The following is a 13,297-nucleotide window of genomic DNA, read 5'->3' as shown; positions in this document are numbered from 1 at the left end:
CGGCCCCTGATCGTCCCCCGGCCATGGCCGCTGTCTGCTCGCCCCCCTATGGTTACCGGTCATGTGGCCTGGACAGCAGCCGCCGGGGGGCGAGCAAAACCCGCAGCAGAACCCGTACCAGCAGCCGGAGCACCCGCAGCCGGGTCATCCGCCGCCTCCGGCCCAGCCGCCGGGCTTCCCGCCCGCTCCCCCGCCGCCCGGGCCGGGCGGCGGGCCCTGGGGCGGCGCTCCCGCCCCGGCGGACCCGCAGCGCAAGGCCGGGCTGACGGCCGTGGTGGCGGTGACGGTGGCCGCCGCGGTGGTCGCGGGCGTTCTCCTGATCACGGATGACGACAAGGGCTCCGGGGGCGGCTCATCGGACGATGTCGTCCAGGGCCCGCCGGGAGTCCCGGGCCCGGACGGCTCCGGTGGCTCACAGGGCCCGGGAAACCTCGTCGCGCCCGCCCACAGCTCCGGTCCCGGCGGCACCACCGTGGTGATCGGCGAGGCCGATGCCGGGCACACCCTCGACGTCTACGAGGACCTGCGCTGCCCGCCGTGCGCCTCCTTCGACCAGGCGGTCGGGCCGACCATCGCCAAGGACATCAAGGCCGGCAAGTACAAGGTCTCGTTCCACTTCGCCGCCATCATCGACAAGAGCATGGGCGGCAGCGGCTCCGCGAACGCCCTGAGCGCCCTCGGAGCGGCCCTGGACGTGAGCACCGACACCTTCCTCGACTACAAGGCCGCCCTGATGTCGCCGAAGAACCACCCCGAGGAGAGCAAGGACTCCTACGCCGACGACAACGAGCTGCTGACCATCTCCCAGGAGGTGTACGCGCTCAAGACGAACGCCTCCTTCCGGGAGGCGCTGCGCGAGGGCACCTACGACCCCTGGGCGAAGAAGATGATCGCCGACTTCGACGCCTCCGGGGTGAACGGCACCCCCACCGTCAAGCTCGACGGCTCCCAGCTGACCGGAAGCGGCGGCTCCACGCCGATGACCGCGACGGAGTTCACGGAAGCGGTGGACAAGCAGCTCAAGGGCGGTTAGCCGGCCGCCGGGGCCGATTCTTCACATGGTCCCTACAGCCGTTCATGGCAGAATTCGAAGTCATGGACGGCACCGGACCGCAGCTGAGGGCAGTGCGCGCGGCGCTCTTCACCGCGCTGTGCGTCATGCTGTCCTCGGCTTCGCATGTCCTGCTGTCGGCGGCCCCGCTGCCGCTGGGCACCGTCGGCGCGCTCTCGGTGGCCGTCTTCGCCGTCGCCTACGCCCTCGCGGGCCGGGAGCGGGGCTTCTGGTCCATAGCGGCCCTGCTGATCCCGCTGGAGCTGGCCGCCGACACGATCTTCACCACCGGCCAGCAGGCGTGCTACGGCCAGTCCGGCGGCCCCGTGGCGGGATCCCTGCGCTCCATGGGGGTCACCGTGCTGTGCGGCGGCGGCGATCTCGGCAGTCCGCTGCCCGGGGTCTCCCAGCACGGCGTGGGCACCCCGCTGGCGGCCGCCGTGAGCTCCGCCACCCCCTGGCTGCTGCTCGCCGCGCATGTCGCGGTGGGTCTGCTCGCCTCGGCCTGGCTGCGGCGCGGCGAAGCCGCCCTGAGCCGTCTGCTGGCCTCCCTGGCCGCCTTCGCCTTCCGGCCGCTGCTGCTGGCCGTCGCGGCCCACGCCGCGGCCCTGCGGCCCCGTCGTCGCCCGGCCCCGCGATCCGTACGGCCGGTGCGCCCGGCGCCGGCGCTCCCTCTCCTCGTGCACTCCGTGGTGCGTCGTGGACCGCCCTGCTCGGCCGCTGCCTGAGCACAGCGATCCACACCCCCGTACGCATCACCGACGACGCACACCCACGGAGATCGATCCATCATGAGCAACCGCAACAACCAGCAGAACAAGCAGGCCGCGCGCGAGCGGCTGCGCGCCGAGCGCGAGCGCCAGGCCAAGAAGGACCGGATGCGGCGCCAACTGTTCGTCGGCGGCGCGGTCGTCGCGGTCCTCGCGATAGCCGGCGGCATCGGCTACGCCGTCACCAACATGGACTCGTCGGACGACGCCAACCAGAAGTGGCGGGCGGCGGCCGAGAAGAAGACGTTCGCGAAGCCCGCCCACACCAGCGGCTCCCAGGGCACGACGGTCGTCATCGGCGACAAGAAGGCCAAGAACACCCTGCACGTCTACGAGGACATGCGCTGCCCGGTCTGTGCCCAGTTCGAGAAGTTCACCGGCCCGACCGTGCTCAAGGACATCAAGGACGGCACCTACAAGGCGCAGTTCACCATGGGCACCTTCCTCGACGACAACAAGCAGATGCCCGGCGCCGGCTCGAAGAACGCGCTGAGCGCGCTCGGCGCGGCGCTCAACGTCAGCCCGCAGGCGTTCCTGGACTACAAGGAGGCGCTGTACGCGCCGAAGAACCACCCCCAGGAGACCGATGACGCCTTCGCGAACGACCAGAAGCTGATCGACGTCGCCCAGCAGGTCAAGGAGCTGAAGGGCAACACGGCCTTCGAGAAGGCCGTGAAGAACGGCACCTACGACCGGTGGGCGCTGGCCATGTCCAAGTCGTTCAACGACACCAAGGACGTCGACGCCACCCCGACCTTCAAGCTCAACGGGAAGAAGCTGGAGGTGGGCCAGAACCCGCCGATGACCCCGGACCAGTTCACCCCGCTCGTCAAGCAGAACCTCGAGAAGTAGCGTCCGGCCCTTCCCGGCCGAGTCGGCGGGCGTGCCCCCTGGGGCGCGCCCGCCGACGGCGTTGTGGCCCGGCGACGACGGCGGCAGCGGTGGCCCGGCGGCCGCGGTGGTGGTGACCTCGCGCCCATGGCGGCGGTGATCTCGCGCCGACGTCGGCGGTGACCTGGCGGCGACGGATGGGCGAACATCCCCCAAGCCCTCTGTCCCCGCACGCTACTTGTCAGTAATGTCCTCGGCCGTGACCGACCTCCACATCTCGCGCCGCAGCGCCGTCACGGCCGCGGCGGCTGCCGCCGCCCTGCTGCCCCTCGTCCCCGGACCCGCCGCCCACGCCGGCTCCGGGCCCGCCTTCCTGCACGGCATCGCCTCGGGTGACCCGCTGCCCGACGGGATCCTGCTGTGGACCCGTATCACGCCCGCCCCCGACGCCGTGCCCGGTTCGGGGCTCGGCCCGGCCATCGAGGTGACCTGGGAGGTCGCCGAGGACCGGGACTTCCGCTCGGTCGTCGCCCGCGGCACCGTCAAGGCCGCCGCCGGCACCGACCACACCGTCAAGGCCGATGTGCGCGGGCTGCGCCCCGCCACCGACTACTTCTACCGCTTCGGCGTGGACGGCGGCGTCCGCTCCCCCGTCGGGCGCACCCGCACCACCCCCGCGCACGACACCGCGGCCGACGGGGTCCGCTTCGGCGTGGTCTCCTGCGCCAACTGGGAGGCGGGCTGGTTCTCCCCGTACCGCCATCTGGCCGCCCGTACCGACCTGGACGCGGTGCTCCATCTCGGCGACTACATCTACGAGTACCAGAGCGGCGAATACCCGGAGACAAAGGACGTCATCCGCCCGCACGCCCCCACCCACGAGATCGTCACGCTCGCCGACTACCGCGTCCGGCACGGGAACTACAAGACCGACCCCGACGCCCAGGCGCTGCACGCCGCGCTCCCCCTGATCGCGATATGGGACGACCACGAGTTCGCCAACGACGCCTGGTCCGGCGGGGCGGAGAACCACACGCCCGGCACCGAGGGGGCGTGGGCCCAGCGGGTGGCCGCCGCCAAGCAGGCGTACTTCGAGTGGATGCCGGTGCGCCCCTCCACCCAGGGCACCACCTACCGGCGGCTGCGCTACGGCACCCTCGCCGATCTCCATCTGCTCGACCTGCGCTCGTTCCGCTCCCAGCAGGCGGCCACCGGCAGCGGCGACGTGGACGCCCCGGAGCGCACCCTGACCGGCCGCGCCCAGCTGGACTGGCTGAAGTCGGGCCTGACCGCCTCGGACACCACCTGGCGGCTGGTGGGCAACTCGGTGATGATCTCACCGGTCGCCTTCGGGGCCCTCCCCGCCGAGCTGCTGAGCCCGCTCGCCGAGCTGCTGGGGCTGCCCAAGGGCGGGCTGGCCATCAACACCGACCAGTGGGACGGCTATACGGACGACCGGCGCGAGCTGCTCGCCCACCTCACCGACCACGCGATCGGCAACACGGTCTTCCTCACCGGTGACATCCACATGGCGTGGGCCAACGACGTACCGGTGAAGGCCGCCACCTATCCGCTCTCCCGGTCGGCCGCGACCGAGTTCGTGGTCACCTCGGTGACCTCGGACAACCTCGACGATCTGCTCCATGTGGCACCGCAGACGGTGTCCTTGGCCGCGGCCGCCGCGATCCGGGCCGCCAACCGCCATGTGAAGTGGGTGGACATGGACTCGCACGGCTACGGCGTGCTCGATGTCACCCCTCAGCGGGCCCAGATGGACTACTACACCGTCTCCGACAAGACCGATCGCAACGCCACGACCGCCTGGGCGCGGTCCTACCGCACCCAGGCGGGCAGCCAGCGGGTCGAGCGCGCCGACGCACCCGTGCGCTGACGCACCGGTTCACCGACGGTTCACGGGCTCGGACGGTTCACCGGCTCGGACGGTTCACGGGCTCAGAGGTCGGCCAGGAAGCCGAGCGCCACCCGCCAGGTGGCCTCGGCGGCCTCCTTGTCGTAGTCCGGCAGCTCGGGGTCGGTGAAGATGTGGCCGGCCCCGGCGTAGCGGAAGACCTCCACATCGGCGCCGGCCCGCCGCATCCGCAGGTACCAGGCGTTGAGCCAGTCGTGTGGCTCGAACGGGTCGGGGTCGGCCACGTGCAGCTGCACCGGCAGCTCATCGACCGTGGTGTCGTCGGCGATGTCCGAAGTGCCGTGCAGCAGAAGCAGTCCGCGCGCCTTGTCGTCGGCCAGCGCCAGGTTCTGCGCCAGGGCGCCGCCGAGCGAGAAACCGGCGTAGACCAGCCCGCGGTCCGAGTAGGGCGCGGCGGCGGTGATGGCCCGTTTCAGCAGCTCGTCGCGGCCGATCCGCTCCTTGATCACCATGCCGTCCTCGACGGTTTCGGCGGTCTGCCCCTCGTACAGGTCCGGCACGACCACCTCGTGCCCGGCCGCACGCAGTCGGTCGGCCGCCTCCTGTACGGCGGGCCGCAGCCCGTACGCGGAGTGGAACAGAACAATCGTCGAGGTATCGGCCACCGCTGTCACTTTCCTTTCCGTGGATCGCCCCCTCCCATCGTGCCAGTACCGGTCTGAGGACACCGGATCCGGGGAAGGCGGGACAGGACACCCGGAGTCTCCCTGAGGGAAGGATGAGGTAGGTGTCCATGGAGGACGTGCTGCGTCCGCTCGTCGTCATCGGCGGCTCACTGGCCATCACGCTGTTCATCGGCTGGGCCGTCGACTGGCTGCTGCGGAGGGTCGATGCCCGGCATCCCGAGACCCCCTTGTGGGGCCATCTGCGGCGCTGCCGGCTTCCGCTGCAGGTGACCGTGTGCACGGCGCTGCTGAGCGGTTCGTACGACAAGACGCAGGCGAGGGTTGTCCAGGAGCATGAGTCGGCGATCGGCAGGCTGCTCGCGCTGGTGCTGATCGCGGCGACGGCGTGGCTCGTGGTGCGGGTCTCCTCGGCGGTCGTGGAGTCCTCCTACTTCCGCTACGCCTCCAGTGCGCACGACGCCGCGCGGGTGCGCCGGGTGCGCACCCAGGTGACGCTGATCCAGCGGGTGGTGGCCGCGATCGTCGGCGTGGTGGCGGTCTCCGCCATGCTGCTGACCTTCCCGGCGATGCGCACGGTCGGCACCTCCATGCTGGCCTCCGCCGGGATCCTCGGTGTGGTCGCCGGTGTCGCCGCCCAGTCCACGCTGGGGAACCTCTTCGCGGGGCTGCAGATCGCCTTCGGCGACATGGTGCGGATCGGCGACACGGTGGTCGTGGACGGCGAGTGGGGCACGGTCGAGGAGATCACGCTGACCTTCCTGTCCGTACGGACCTGGGACGAGCGCCGGATCACCATGCCGGTGTCGTACTTCACAAACAAGCCGTTCGAGAACTGGTCGCGGGGCGGCACCCAGAAGGTGGCCACCGTCCTGTTCCACCTCGACCACACGGCGCCGATCGAGGAGATGCGAGAGCGGCTGCGCGAGATCGTGCAGAAGTCCCCGGCCTGGGACGGCCGGGACTGGAACCTGGTGGTGACGGACACCACCCCGAGCACCATCGTGGTGCGGGCGCTGATCACCGCGCGGGACCCGGACGACGCCTGGACCGTGCGCTGCGAGGTGCGCGAGAAGATGATCACGTGGCTGCGGGACGCCCATCCGCACGCCCTGCCGCGCATCGCCACCGCCCCGGCCGCCCAGCCCCCGCTGGCACGGCTGGAGCACGAGCGGGGCCGAGACCTCCACGACCGCCACGGCGGTCACGACCGTCTCGCCCGCTTCGAGGACGGGCTCCGCAAGGACACCCCGCGCACACGGTGAGGGTGCCGTCAGGCAGCTACAGCGGCCGTCGCATCGCGCGGTGGGGGATGCCGCTGCCCTCGTCGAACTCGGGGCCGAACGCCTCGTAGCCCAGCCGCTCGTAGAAGCCGAGCGCATGGGTCTGGGCCTCCAGATAGACCTCGGCCAGACCGCGCCGGTGGGCCTCCGCCTCGACGGCCCGCACCAGCTCGGCCCCCAGCCCCGTGCCCCGCGCCGCCCCGGCCACCGCGAGGCGGCCGAGAACGGCGGTGGTGGCGCCGTCGACACCGGCGTGGGCGTACTTCTTGTCCGCGGCGGCCCCGTGCAGAAAGCGCGCGGTGCCCACCGGGCGGCCCTCGCCGTCGGTGGCCAGGAGGTGGACGGCGTGCGCGTCGTACGCGTCCATCTCCTCCTCCTCGGGGATCCGCTGCTCCACCACGAAGACCTCCCGGCGGACCGCGAAGCAGCCGGACAGGTCCCCGTCGGTCACGACCTCGATCACGCGCTCTCGGCCCTCACGATGTCCAGCGCCCCGCGCAGATCGTCCGGGTAGGCGCTCTCGAACTCGACCCACTGGCCGTGCGCGGGGTGCTCGAAGCCGAGCCGCATGGCGTGCAGCCACTGCCGGGTCAGCTTCAGCCGCTTGGCGAGCGTCGGGTCCGCGCCGTAGGTGAGGTCGCCGACGCAGGGGTGGCGGTGGGCCGCCATATGCACCCGGATCTGGTGGGTGCGGCCGGTCTCCAGCTTGATGTCCAGCAGGCTCGCGGCCCGGAACGCCTCGATGAGGTCGTAGTGGGTGACGCTCGGCTTGCCGTCCGCCGTCACCGCCCACTTGTAGTCGTGCTGCGGATGGCGCCCGATCGGGGCGTCGATGGTGCCGCTCAGCGGGTCCGGGTGGCCCTGGACCAGCGCGTGGTAGCGCTTGTCCACGGTGCGCTCGCGGAAGGCCTGCTTGAGCACGGAGTACGCCAGCTCGGACTTGGCGACGACCATGAGCCCGGAGGTGCCGACGTCCAGCCGGTGCACGATCCCCTGGCGCTCGGCGGCGCCCGAGGTGGAGACGCGAAAGCCGGCGGCCGCGAGACCGCCGATCACGGTGGGGCCGGTCCAGCCGGGGCTGGGGTGGGCGGCGACGCCGACCGGCTTGGAGACGACCACGATGTCCTCGTCGTCGTGCACGATCTCCATGCCCTCGACGGGCTCGGCGACGACCCGCACCGGCGGCGCGGCCTGCGGCATCTCGACCTCGAGCCAGGCACCCCCGGAGACCCGGTCGGACTTCCCGGCGACGCTGCCGTCGAGCTGCACCTTTCCGGCGGCGGCCAGCTCGGCCGCCTTGGTCCGGGAGAAGCCGAACATGCGGGCGATCGCGGCGTCGACGCGCTCGCCCTCCAGACCGTCCGGTACGGGCAGGGTGCGGATCTCGGGAATCGTACTCACCCGACGAGTATGCCGGACCGCGGGCACCGGTTCGTACGCCCGTCGGATACCGTCCGCCGGGAGCCGGTCAGTCCTTGTGGACCGTGCCGTCCGGGTCCAGCCCGCGGAAGGACAGGATCACGATCAGGAAGCCGCCGCAGACGATCGCCGAGTCGGCGAGGTTGAAGACCGCGAAGTGGGAGGGGGCGATGAAGTCCACGACCGCCCCCTGGAAGTCCCCGGGCGCCCGGAAGATCCGGTCGGTGAGATTGCCGAAGGCGCCGCCGAGCAGCAGGCCGAGCGCGACGGCCCAGGGCAGGCTGTGGAGCTTGCGGGCCAGCCGCGCGATCACCACGATGACGCCGACCGCGATCACCGTGAAGACGATGGTCATGGCCTCGCCGAAGCCGAAGGCCGCCCCCCGGTTGCGGATCACCTCGAACTGCAGCCAGGTGCCGATCACCTCGACCGGAGCGTGGTGCTCCAGCTTCGCGACCACGGCCAGCTTGCTGACCAGGTCGATCACATAGGCCAGCGCCGCGACCGTAAGGAGCACGCCGACGCGCCGCTTCCCCCTGCCCGCCACGGCCTCATCGGCTCCGGCAGCGCTGGTCCCGGCACCCTCCTCTGCCTTCCCCGCATCCGGCGTACCGATGGCCTGCTCCGCCTCTGTCACGTGAGTCCCTCAACTCGTCCGGGCCAGTCTCCCCCTGTGAGGGACGAGGGTACGGCACATGCGTACGGGCGTCAGCGCCGCTCCTGGCGCTGCTTGCACTCGACGCACAGCGTGGCCCTGGGGAACGCCTGCATCCGGGCCTTGCCGATCGCATTGCCGCAGTTCTCGCACAGGCCGTAGGTGCCGGTGTCCAGCCGGTCCAGGGCCCGCTCGGTCTGCAGCAGCATCTCGCGGGCGTTTCCGGCCAGGGCCATCTCGTGCTCGCGCGTGATGTTCTTGGTGCCGGTGTCGGCCTGGTCGTCACCGGCACCGTCGCCGGAGTCGCGCATCAGCCCGGTGATCGCCTGCTCGGAGGCGAGGATCTCGGTGCGCAGCCGGCCGGCCTCGGTCAGCAGCCCGGCGCGCGCCTCGTCCACCTCCTCGGCGGACCAGGGGTCCTCGCCCGGGCGGACGGCGAGCTCGCTGGGGTCGACGGGCGCGCCCGCCGCACGGGCCTTGGGCAAGGGGGGCGCGGTCGTCGTGGCCTTCTTGTCGGTCGGCGCACCACCCGGAGTCTTCTTCGCAACCACTTTCCTGGCTCCCGTCTTCTTCGCGGGCACCGCCTTGTCGGCGGGCGCGGCCTTCCTGGCCGTGGTCTTACCGGCCGTGGCCCCGGCCACGGTCTCCCCGGTCACGCCCTCCTCGGTCGGCGCGACCGTCTTGGCGGATGCGTGCTTCCTGGTGGGCGTCTCCGAGTTCTTCCTCGGGGCGCTCTTCCTGGCCGCCTTGGCGGCGCCTTGCGCGGCGGCTCCGGCGGGGGCCGCGGTCTTGTTGTTGACGGCCTTCTTGCCCGAGGCGCTCTTCTTGCCGGGCGCGGCCTTCGTCGCCTTCGCCGTGCTCTTCTGCACGGCGGTCTTTCTCGCCACCATGGCCGCGGCCCCTTCACATATTGTGATCTTGCGCGCGAATCGTTCCGGAACGATAAATCGACTCCGGGCGGGCGGCAACGGGGCACGCCGCCCGATTCGCCCGGCTTGCCCGTACGACAACCCGGTCCCCACCTTTGTGCCCCACACCGCGTCCGGTAATCCGTCCGGAATCCGGCACCCACCGGTGACCGAGTGTGACGGCCGTGGCCACGACACCCGGCGTATCGGCATTCGGGCCAATCCCCGGAGCCGGCCGTCCCCCACTCGGCGCAGTGCGGCATTCGGTCGGCCCCTGTCCCCCCGGCCCCGTACACTGGGGCGCAGCGAGAGGCGTGGATGGGGACGAGTAGCGTCGTAGGCGGCCCAGAGCGACCCGGGGACGGTGTGAGCCCGGGGGCGAGCGCGATGTGAAGGATCACCCCGGAGCCGCCGGAAGAACGCCCGCACTGGGTCAGTAGAACCGGCATCGCGATCCCAATGAGGGGGCCGGGAGCCGACCAGCTGCCGGTCAAGGAGGGTGGTACCGCGGGAGCGCACGGCTCTCGTCCCTCCGACGGAAACGGAAGAGCACGTGTCCGCCGGAGGAAGAAGAGCCCCGATGACGCCGCAGTACCGCCAGGTGCCCGCCCAGGTCGACCTGCCCGCCCTCGAGCACGCCGTGCTCGACTTCTGGCGGGAGAACAAGATCTTCTCCCGTAGTCTCGAGCAGTCCGAGGGGCGGCCCGAGTGGGTCTTCTACGAGGGCCCCCCGACCGCGAACGGCATGCCGGGCGCCCACCACATCGAGGCCCGCGTCTTCAAGGACGTCTTCCCGCGCTTCCGCACCATGCGGGGCTACCACGTCGACCGCAAGGCGGGCTGGGACTGCCACGGCCTGCCGGTCGAGCTGGCGGTCGAGAAGGAGCTGGGCTTCAACGGCAAGAAGGACATCGAGGCGTACGGCATCGCCGAGTTCAACGCCAAGTGCCGGGAGTCCGTCACCCGGCACACCGACGCCTTCGCCGAGCTCACCACGCGGATGGGCTTCTGGACCGACCTCGACGGCGCCTACTGGACCATGAACCCCGGCTATATCGAGTCGGTGTGGTGGTCCCTGAAGGAGATCTTCAACAAGGGGCTGCTGGTCCAGGACCACCGGGTCGCCCCCTGGTGCCCGCGCTGCGGCACCGGGCTGTCCGACCACGAGCTGGCCCAGGGCTACGAGACGGTCGTCGACCCCTCGGTCTTCGTCCGCTTCCCGCTGACCTCGGGCCCGCTGGCGGGCGAGGCGGCGCTGCTGGTGTGGACGACCACGCCGTGGACCCTGGTCTCCAACACCGCCGTGGCCGCGCATCCGCAGGTGCGCTATGTGGTCGCCACCAACGGCGAGGAGAAGCTGGTCGTCGCCGAGCCGCTGGTCGGGCAGGCGCTCGGCGAGGGCTGGACCGTCACCGGGGAATCCTTCACCGGGGCCGAGATGGAGCGCTGGACCTATCGGCGCCCCTTCGAGCTGGTGGAGATCCCCGACGCGCACTACGTCGTCAACGCCGACTATGTGACGACCGAGGACGGCACCGGTCTGGTCCACCAGTCCCCCGCCTTCGGCGAGGACGACCTGCTGACCTGCCGTGCCTACGGCCTGCCGGTGGTCAACCCGGTCCGCCCCGACGGCACCTTCGAAGAGGGTCTCGACCTGATCGGCGGCCAGTTCTTCAAGAAGGCCGACGAGGCGCTCACGGCGGACTTGAAGGAGCGCGGGCTGCTGTTCCGGCATGTGCCGTACGAGCACAGCTACCCGCACTGCTGGCGCTGCCACACCGCGCTGCTCTACTACGCCCAGCCGTCCTGGTACATCCGCACCACCGCGATCAAGGACGCGCTGTTGCGGGAGAACGAGAAGACCAACTGGTATCCCGAATCGGTCAAGACCGGGCGCTATGGCGACTGGCTCAATAACAACATCGACTGGGCGCTGTCGCGCAACCGCTACTGGGGCACCCCGCTGCCCATCTGGCGCTGCGCCGAGTCCCATCTCACCTGCGTCGGCTCCCTCGCCGAGCTCTCCGAGCTGACCGGCACCGACCAGAGCGGTCTGGACCCGCACCGCCCGTACATCGACGACATCACCTTCACCTGCACCGCCGACGGCTGCTCGCTGACGGCCGAGCGGGTGCCCGAGGTGATCGACGCCTGGTACGACTCGGGCTCGATGCCGTTCGCGCAGTACGGCTACCCGTACCGGAACAAGGAGCTCTTCGAGAGCCGCTACCCGGCGCAGTTCATCTCCGAGGCCATCGACCAGACCCGCGGCTGGTTCTACACGCTGATGGCGGTCGGCACGCTCGTCTTCGACAAGTCCTCGTACGAGAACGTGGTCTGCCTCGGTCACATCCTGGCCGAGGACGGCCGCAAGATGTCCAAGCACCTGGGCAACATCCTTCAGCCGATCCCGCTGATGGATCAGCACGGCGCGGACGCGGTGCGCTGGTTCATGGCCGCGGGCGGCTCGCCGTGGGCGGCCCGGCGGGTGGGCCACGGCACCATCCAGGAGGTCGTGCGCAAGACGCTGCTCACCTACTGGAACACGGTCGCCTTCCAGGCGCTGTACGCCCGCACCTCGGGCTGGGCGCCGTCCGCGGCCGACCCGGCCCCGGCCGAGCGGCCGCTGCTGGACCGCTGGCTGCTGGGCGAGCTGGGCACGCTCACCGAGCAGGTCACCGAGTCCCTGGAGGCGTACGACACCCAGCGCGCCGGAAAGCTGCTGTCGGCCTTCGTCGACGATCTGTCCAACTGGTACGTGCGCCGCTCCCGCCGCCGCTTCTGGCAGGGCGACGCCGCCGCGCTGCGCACCCTGCACGATGTCATCGAGACCGTCACCCGGCTGATGGCGCCCCTGGTGCCCTTCATCACCGAGCGGGTCTGGCAGGACCTGGTCGTCCCGGTGGTCCCGGAGGCCCCCGCCTCCGTGCACCTGACCAGCTGGCCGAAGCCGGACCGGTCGATGATCGACCCGGCCCTCTCGGCCCAGATGGCGCTGGTGCGGCGCCTGGTGGAGCTGGGGCGCGCGACCCGGGCGGAGTCCGGTGTGAAGACGCGCCAGCCGCTCTCGCGCGCGCTGGTCGCGGCGGCCGGCTTCGAAACCCTGGGCGCCGAACTGCGCGCCCAGATCGAGGAGGAGCTGAACGTCTCCTCGCTCGCCTCGCTGAGCGAGGTCGGCGGCTCGCTGGTCGACACCACGGCGAAGGCCAACTTCCGCGCCCTGGGCAAGCGGTTCGGCAAGGGCACCCAGCCGGTCGCCAAGGCGATCGCGGAGGCGGACGCGGCCGCGCTGTCGGTCGCGCTGCGCGAGGGGAACGCGTCGGTCGTGGTGGACGGCGAGACGGTGGCCCTCTCCCCCGACGAGGTCATCATCACCGAGACCCCGCGCGAGGGCTGGTCGGTCGCCTCCGACGCGGGCGCCACGGTCGCCCTCGACCTGGAGATCACCCCGGAGCTGCGCCGCGCGGGTCTCGCCCGTGACGCGATCCGGCTGATCCAGGAGGCCCGTAAGAACAGCGGGCTGGACGTGGCCGACCGGATCGCGCTGCGGTGGGAGACGGCGGACGAGGAGCTGCGGCAGGCGCTGACGGATCACGCGGGGCTGATCGCGGATGAGGTCCTCGCGACCGACTTCGCCGCGGGCGAGGCCGACTCCGCGTACGGCACGCCCTTCGAGGACGCCCCCCTGGGCCTGACGTTCCGCCTCCGCAAGGCGTAACGCTCGGGCGAGGGTTCCCGTACCGGGGGCCCGCCCGGGACCCCGGTCCTCAAGCGCCGGACGGGCTGGAATCAGCCCGTCCGGCGCTTGAGACACGCCCGAAGGGCGT

At 71.3% G+C, this 13,297-nt stretch carries 11 protein-coding genes; 6 read left to right on the top strand and 5 right to left on the bottom strand.

The window, feature by feature from the left end; translation table 11 throughout:
• Window positions 1-61 precede the first annotated feature (61 nt).
• From J8403_RS31560 to J8403_RS31545, 4 genes are all read left to right on the top strand, one after another.
• The gene (locus tag J8403_RS31560) at window positions 62-1,033 is read left to right on the top strand and encodes a thioredoxin domain-containing protein (protein ID WP_211126136.1); all 972 of its coding nucleotides are present in this window, start codon (window positions 62-64) and stop codon (window positions 1,031-1,033) included.
• Between the two features lie 44 nt (window positions 1,034-1,077).
• Window positions 1,078-1,779: a hypothetical protein gene (locus tag J8403_RS31555; protein WP_246586079.1), complete on the top strand. Its 702-nt coding sequence runs from the start codon at window positions 1,078-1,080 to the stop codon at window positions 1,777-1,779.
• Window positions 1,780-1,842: 63 nt separating this feature from the next.
• A complete protein-coding gene (locus J8403_RS31550; RefSeq protein WP_211126135.1) occupies window positions 1,843-2,673 on the top strand; it encodes a thioredoxin domain-containing protein in 831 nt (276 codons plus the stop codon).
• Between the two features lie 226 nt (window positions 2,674-2,899).
• The gene (locus J8403_RS31545; RefSeq protein WP_211126134.1) at window positions 2,900-4,543 is read left to right on the top strand and encodes an alkaline phosphatase D family protein; all 1,644 of its coding nucleotides are present in this window, start codon (window positions 2,900-2,902) and stop codon (window positions 4,541-4,543) included.
• 62 nt (window positions 4,544-4,605) lie between these two features.
• Here J8403_RS31545 and J8403_RS31540 read toward each other — a convergent pair whose 3' ends face one another.
• Complete coding sequence (locus tag J8403_RS31540; protein ID WP_211126133.1) at window positions 4,606-5,196, bottom strand: dienelactone hydrolase family protein; 591 nt, start codon at window positions 5,194-5,196, stop codon at window positions 4,606-4,608.
• Between the two features lie 119 nt (window positions 5,197-5,315).
• Between J8403_RS31540 and J8403_RS31535 the strand changes: the two genes are divergently transcribed.
• Window positions 5,316-6,470 carry a mechanosensitive ion channel family protein gene (locus tag J8403_RS31535; RefSeq protein WP_211128527.1) on the top strand — a complete coding sequence of 385 codons (1,155 nt, stop codon included), beginning with the start codon at window positions 5,316-5,318 and terminating at the stop codon, window positions 6,468-6,470.
• A gap of 16 nt (window positions 6,471-6,486) precedes the next feature.
• On the opposite strand, the gene J8403_RS31530 is transcribed toward J8403_RS31535, so the two are convergent.
• From J8403_RS31530 to J8403_RS31515, 4 genes are all read right to left on the bottom strand, one after another.
• Complete coding sequence (locus J8403_RS31530) at window positions 6,487-6,939, bottom strand: GNAT family N-acetyltransferase (protein WP_246586078.1); 453 nt, start codon at window positions 6,937-6,939, stop codon at window positions 6,487-6,489.
• An 8-nt stretch (window positions 6,940-6,947) separates the two neighbouring features.
• Window positions 6,948-7,889, bottom strand: a complete 942-nt coding sequence (locus J8403_RS31525) for an RluA family pseudouridine synthase (protein WP_059143467.1) — start codon at window positions 7,887-7,889, stop codon at window positions 6,948-6,950.
• A 67-nt stretch (window positions 7,890-7,956) separates the two neighbouring features.
• On the bottom strand, window positions 7,957-8,544 hold the full coding sequence (lspA, locus tag J8403_RS31520; RefSeq protein WP_211126131.1) for a signal peptidase II: 588 nt from the start codon (window positions 8,542-8,544) through the stop codon (window positions 7,957-7,959).
• Between the two features lie 71 nt (window positions 8,545-8,615).
• Window positions 8,616-9,452, bottom strand: coding sequence for a TraR/DksA family transcriptional regulator (locus J8403_RS31515; protein WP_211126130.1), 837 nt, complete (start codon window positions 9,450-9,452; stop codon window positions 8,616-8,618).
• A 598-nt stretch (window positions 9,453-10,050) separates the two neighbouring features.
• On the opposite strand from J8403_RS31515, the gene ileS reads away from it, so the two are divergent.
• Window positions 10,051-13,188: an isoleucine--tRNA ligase gene (ileS, locus tag J8403_RS31510; protein WP_211126129.1), complete on the top strand. Its 3,138-nt coding sequence runs from the start codon at window positions 10,051-10,053 to the stop codon at window positions 13,186-13,188.
• Window positions 13,189-13,297: the final 109 nt, after the last annotated feature.

It is taken from the genome of Streptomyces yatensis (assembly GCF_018069625.1).
GTDB classification, from domain to species: Bacteria; Actinomycetota; Actinomycetes; order Streptomycetales; family Streptomycetaceae; genus Streptomyces; species Streptomyces yatensis.
Note: the sequence above shows the minus strand (reverse complement) of the source record. Positions and strands in the feature narration are given on the sequence as shown.

Excerpts from the sequence above, each read along its gene's own strand:
- J8403_RS31545 (WP_211126134.1), top strand. The coding sequence starts at position 2,900 with ATGTCCTCGGCCGTGACCGACCTCCACATCTCGCGCCGCAGCGCCGTC.
- ileS (WP_211126129.1), top strand. The coding sequence starts at position 10,051 with ATGACGCCGCAGTACCGCCAGGTGCCCGCCCAGGTCGACCTGCCCGCC.
- J8403_RS31550 (WP_211126135.1), top strand. The coding sequence starts at position 1,843 with ATGAGCAACCGCAACAACCAGCAGAACAAGCAGGCCGCGCGCGAGCGG.
- J8403_RS31535 (WP_211128527.1), top strand. The coding sequence starts at position 5,316 with ATGGAGGACGTGCTGCGTCCGCTCGTCGTCATCGGCGGCTCACTGGCC.
- J8403_RS31560 (WP_211126136.1), top strand. The coding sequence starts at position 62 with ATGTGGCCTGGACAGCAGCCGCCGGGGGGCGAGCAAAACCCGCAGCAG.
- J8403_RS31515 (WP_211126130.1), bottom strand. The coding sequence starts at position 9,452 with ATGGTGGCGAGAAAGACCGCCGTGCAGAAGAGCACGGCGAAGGCGACG.
- J8403_RS31555 (WP_246586079.1), top strand. The coding sequence starts at position 1,078 with ATGGCAGAATTCGAAGTCATGGACGGCACCGGACCGCAGCTGAGGGCA.